Source organism: Streptomyces sp. SID1328, from assembly GCF_009865595.1.
In the GTDB taxonomy this organism is placed as follows: Bacteria; Actinomycetota; Actinomycetes; order Streptomycetales; family Streptomycetaceae; genus Streptomyces; species Streptomyces griseoluteus.
Genome location: NZ_WWKH01000176.1, coordinates 1 through 3,495, shown reverse-complemented (window position 1 = coordinate 3,495; position 3,495 = coordinate 1). Strand labels below are relative to the sequence as shown.

The 3,495-nt window shown below is 73.7% G+C and carries 4 protein-coding genes and 1 tRNA gene; 4 read left to right on the top strand and 1 reads right to left on the bottom strand.

The genetic code is table 11. From position 1 onward, the window contains the following. Positions 1–218 (top strand): SelB C-terminal domain-containing protein (locus tag GT030_RS05400; protein WP_202459713.1); only part of this gene is annotated, 218 nt, incomplete at its 5' end. A gap of 14 nt (positions 219–232) precedes the next feature. Here GT030_RS05400 and GT030_RS05395 read toward each other — a convergent pair. Continuing rightward, positions 233–328, bottom strand: a tRNA-Sec gene (locus tag GT030_RS05395). A gap of 112 nt (positions 329–440) precedes the next feature. On the opposite strand from GT030_RS05395, the gene selD reads away from it, so the two are divergent. The 3 genes from selD to GT030_RS05380 form a co-directional block, all read left to right on the top strand. Then, positions 441–1,487 (top strand): selenide, water dikinase SelD, encoded by a 1,047-nt coding sequence (gene selD, locus GT030_RS05390; protein WP_161200082.1) that lies wholly within the window; start codon positions 441–443, stop codon positions 1,485–1,487. Between the two features lie 146 nt (positions 1,488–1,633). After that, a complete protein-coding gene (locus GT030_RS05385; RefSeq protein WP_161200083.1) occupies positions 1,634–2,980 on the top strand; it encodes an MFS transporter in 1,347 nt (448 codons plus the stop codon). After that, a partial coding sequence (locus GT030_RS05380; RefSeq protein WP_202459712.1) for an anhydro-N-acetylmuramic acid kinase occupies positions 2,934–3,495 on the top strand: 562 nt, incomplete at its 3' end. The genes GT030_RS05385 and GT030_RS05380, both read left to right, overlap by 47 nt.

The window sequence follows — 3,495 nt, the reverse complement described above, 5'->3', positions numbered from 1 at the left end:
TGCTGCGGATCGACCGGCACATCGTGCTGCTGCCCGGCGCGGACGCCGAGGCCGCCGCCGTCCTCGCGGAACTGGAGCAGCCCTTCACCACCAGCCAGGCCCGCCGCGCGCTGGACACCACCCGCCGGGTGGCCGTCCCGTTGCTGGAGTACCTCGACCGGCACGGCCGCACCGAGCGACTCGACGGCACGCTGCGCCGGTGCCGGGAGCCACGGTGACGGACGAGAGGAGTTGGCGGAGACGGATGGGAATCGAACCCACCTGCCCGAGCTGCTCGGACACCTCGGTTTTGAAGACCGGGAGGGCCACCAGGCACCCTTACGCCTCCCCGCCGGCCGTCCCGACAATGCGGCGGCCGTACGGCCATGCAACCGTCGCCTCCCCACCACAGTCAACGCGCCACACGGCATCCACCCCTTCCCACGAGGACTGATTCAGCCATGACGGACACGCGGACCGATGCCGGACCGGCGCACGGACCCGAGGCCCCGCGCCTCACGCAGTACGCACACGGCGGCGGCTGCGCCTGCAAGATCCCGCCCGGCGAGCTGGAGGAGATGGTCGCCGGGCTCGTCCGTCCGGGAGCGTTGGCCAACGCCCCCGGAGAGCTGCTCGTCGGCCTCGACCACGGCGACGACGCGGCGGTCGTCCGGCTGCCCGGTGGCCCCGGTCTGCCCGCCGCCGTCGCCACCGCCGACTTCTTCACGCCCGTGGTCGACGACCCGTACGACTGGGGCCGGATCGCCGCCGCCAACGCCCTCTCCGACGTCTACGCCATGGGCGGCACGCCCCTCGTCGCCGTCAACCTGCTGTGCTGGCCGCGTGACGTGCTGCCCTTCGGCCTCGCCCGTGAGGTGCTGCGCGGCGGCATGGACGTCGCCGCCCGGGCGGGCTGCGCGGTGGCGGGCGGGCACAGCGTGGACGACCCGGAACCCAAGTACGGCATGGCCGTCACCGGCACCGTCGACCCGGAGCGCCTGCTGCGCAACGACGCCGGACGGCCGGGGGTGCCGCTGTCCCTGACCAAGCCGCTCGGCCTCGGCGTGCTCAACAACCGGCACAAGACGACCGGCGAGGTCTTCCCACAGGCGGTCGAGACCATGGTCGCGCTGAACCGGGACGCTGCGCAGGCCGCGCTCGCGGCGGGCGCGGTCTGCGCCACCGACGTCACCGGCTTCGGCCTGCTGGGCCACCTCTACAAGCTGGCCCGTGCCTCGGGCGTGAGCGCGGTCATCGACGCGGCCGCCGTCCCGTACCTCGACGGTGCGCAGGAGGCGGCGCGGAAGGGGTACGTCAGCGGTGGAACGCGGCGGAACCTCGACTGGGTCGCGCCGTACACGGACTTCGGAGACACCGACGAGCTGACCCGGCTCCTCCTCGCCGACGCGCAGACCTCGGGCGGGCTGCTCGTGGCCGGGGAGGTGCCGGGGGCGCCGGTGGTGGGGGAGCTGGTGGCGGCGGGAGAGTACACGGTGGTCGTGCGCTGACTCGGCCGGCTCCGTCGCCACCAGCTCGACAGGGACTGCGGGTAGGCGCGGGCCCGGCCGGGCATCCATTGCCCTGACGGGTGGCCGGTGGTGCGGGCGGGGCGGGTGCCGGGCGCGAGGGTGTGACGACGGACGAGGGCGTGGCCATGGAGACGGAGCACGAGGAGCGGACGGGCGCCGGCCGCAGGCCCTCCGTTCGAGCGCTGGTCGCCGGGTCGGTGGGCAACTTCATCGAGTGGTACGAGTTCGGGGTCTACGGCTACTTCGCCACGGTGATCGCGGAGCGCTTCTTCACCCCGGCCGGCGGCGGCACGGTCGAGGGCCTGGTCAAGACGTACGCCTCCTTCGCGCTGGCGTTCTTCTTCCGCCCGGTCGGCGCGGCCCTGTTCGGCCGGCTCGGGGACCGGATCGGGCGGCGGCCGGTGCTGATCCTGGTGATCTCGCTGATGACGGTGACGACGGCACTGATCGGCGCGCTGCCCACCTACGCCACGGTCGGCGTCCTGGCACCCTGGCTGCTGACCCTGCTCCGTGTCCTCCAAGGGCTATCCGCGGGAGGGGAGTTCGGGGGTGCGGTCGCGGTGATGACCGAGTTCGCGCCGCCGGGCAGGCGGGGGCTGTACGGGGCGTGGCAGTCGTTCACCGTGGCGCTCGGGCTGCTGGGCGGGGCGGGGGTCGCGGCGGTGCTGGCGAGCTTGCTGAGCGAGGCCCAACTGAGCGCGTGGGGCTGGCGGTTGCCGTTCCTGCTGGCGCTGCCCATGGGGCTGGGCGCGCTCTGGCTGCGGTTGCGGCTGGACGAGACGCCGACCTTCCGGGAACAGGAGCCCGCCGAGTCCCTGCCCGCGCGGGACGTGGCGTGGGCCGTCGCGCTGGGCGCCGGGCGGGTGATGGGCTGGGCGGCAGCCGGGTACGCCTTCCTCGTCGTGCTGCCCTCGTATCTCCAGACGGCCCTGCACGCGACCTTCCGCGAGGCGCTCACCGCGACCGTGCTGGCCAACCTCGGCTTCGCCGCCACGATCATCCCGGCCGGCCTGCTGAGCGACCGGATCGGACGCCGGCCGGTGATGCTGACGGGGGCCGGCCTGGTCGCGGTGCTGGCGGTGCCCCTGCTCGACCTCCTGCAGAACCAGAGCACTTCGACCCCGCTCAAGGGGCTGGCCGTGCTGCTGGCCGGTGCGATCGTGGGCCTGATGGCCGGACCGGGCCCCGCCCTGCTCGCCGAGATGTTCCCGACGCGGGTGCGCTGCACGGGGCTCGGACTCGCCTACGCCCTGTCCAATGCCGTGTTCTCGGGCTGCGCCGGCCTCATCATCACGGAAGCGGTGAAGCGGACCGGGAACGTAGACGTACCCGCCTACTACGCGGCGGCGGCCTGCGTGGTGAGCATGCTCGCCCTCTTCAGGAAGACCGCGTTCAACGGCACTGCGGGAAAGGCGGGTGGGGCGGATGCTGGTGATCGGCCTGATGTCGGGAACGTCGTACGACGGCATTGACGCGGCGGCGGCCGAGCTACGCCTCGAGGGGGAGACGCTCCACCTGAAGCCGCTCGGAATGGTGAGCGAGCCGTACGATCCCGGCCTGCGGGAACTGCTCGCCGGTGCGCTGCCCCCGGCGGCGGTTCCGCTGGCGGACGTGTGCCGCCTGGACACCCGGATCGGTCAGGCGTTCGCGGCGGCGGCCGCTCGGGCCGACGCCGAACTGTGCGGTGGCGCGGCGGAGTTGCTCGCCTCGCACGGGCAGACGGTCTACCACTGGGTGGACGGTGACCGGGTGCACGGCACCCTGCAGCTCGGGCAGCCCGCCTGGATCGCCGAGGCGACCGGGCTGCCCGTGGTCGCCGACTTCCGGCCCCGTGACGTGGCCGCGGGCGGTCAGGGCGCGCCGCTGGTCAGCCTCGTGGATCTGCTGTGGCTGCGGGGCAGGCCGGGGACACCGGTCGCACTGAACATCGGCGGCATCGCCAACCTCACCGCGCCGGACGGGACGGCCTTCGACACCGGGCCGGGCT

Coding starts and splice junctions, on each gene's coding strand:
- GT030_RS05385 (WP_161200083.1), top strand. CDS start 1,634: ATGGAGACGGAGCACGAGGAGCGGACGGGCGCCGGCCGCAGGCCCTCC.
- selD (WP_161200082.1), top strand. CDS start 441: ATGACGGACACGCGGACCGATGCCGGACCGGCGCACGGACCCGAGGCC.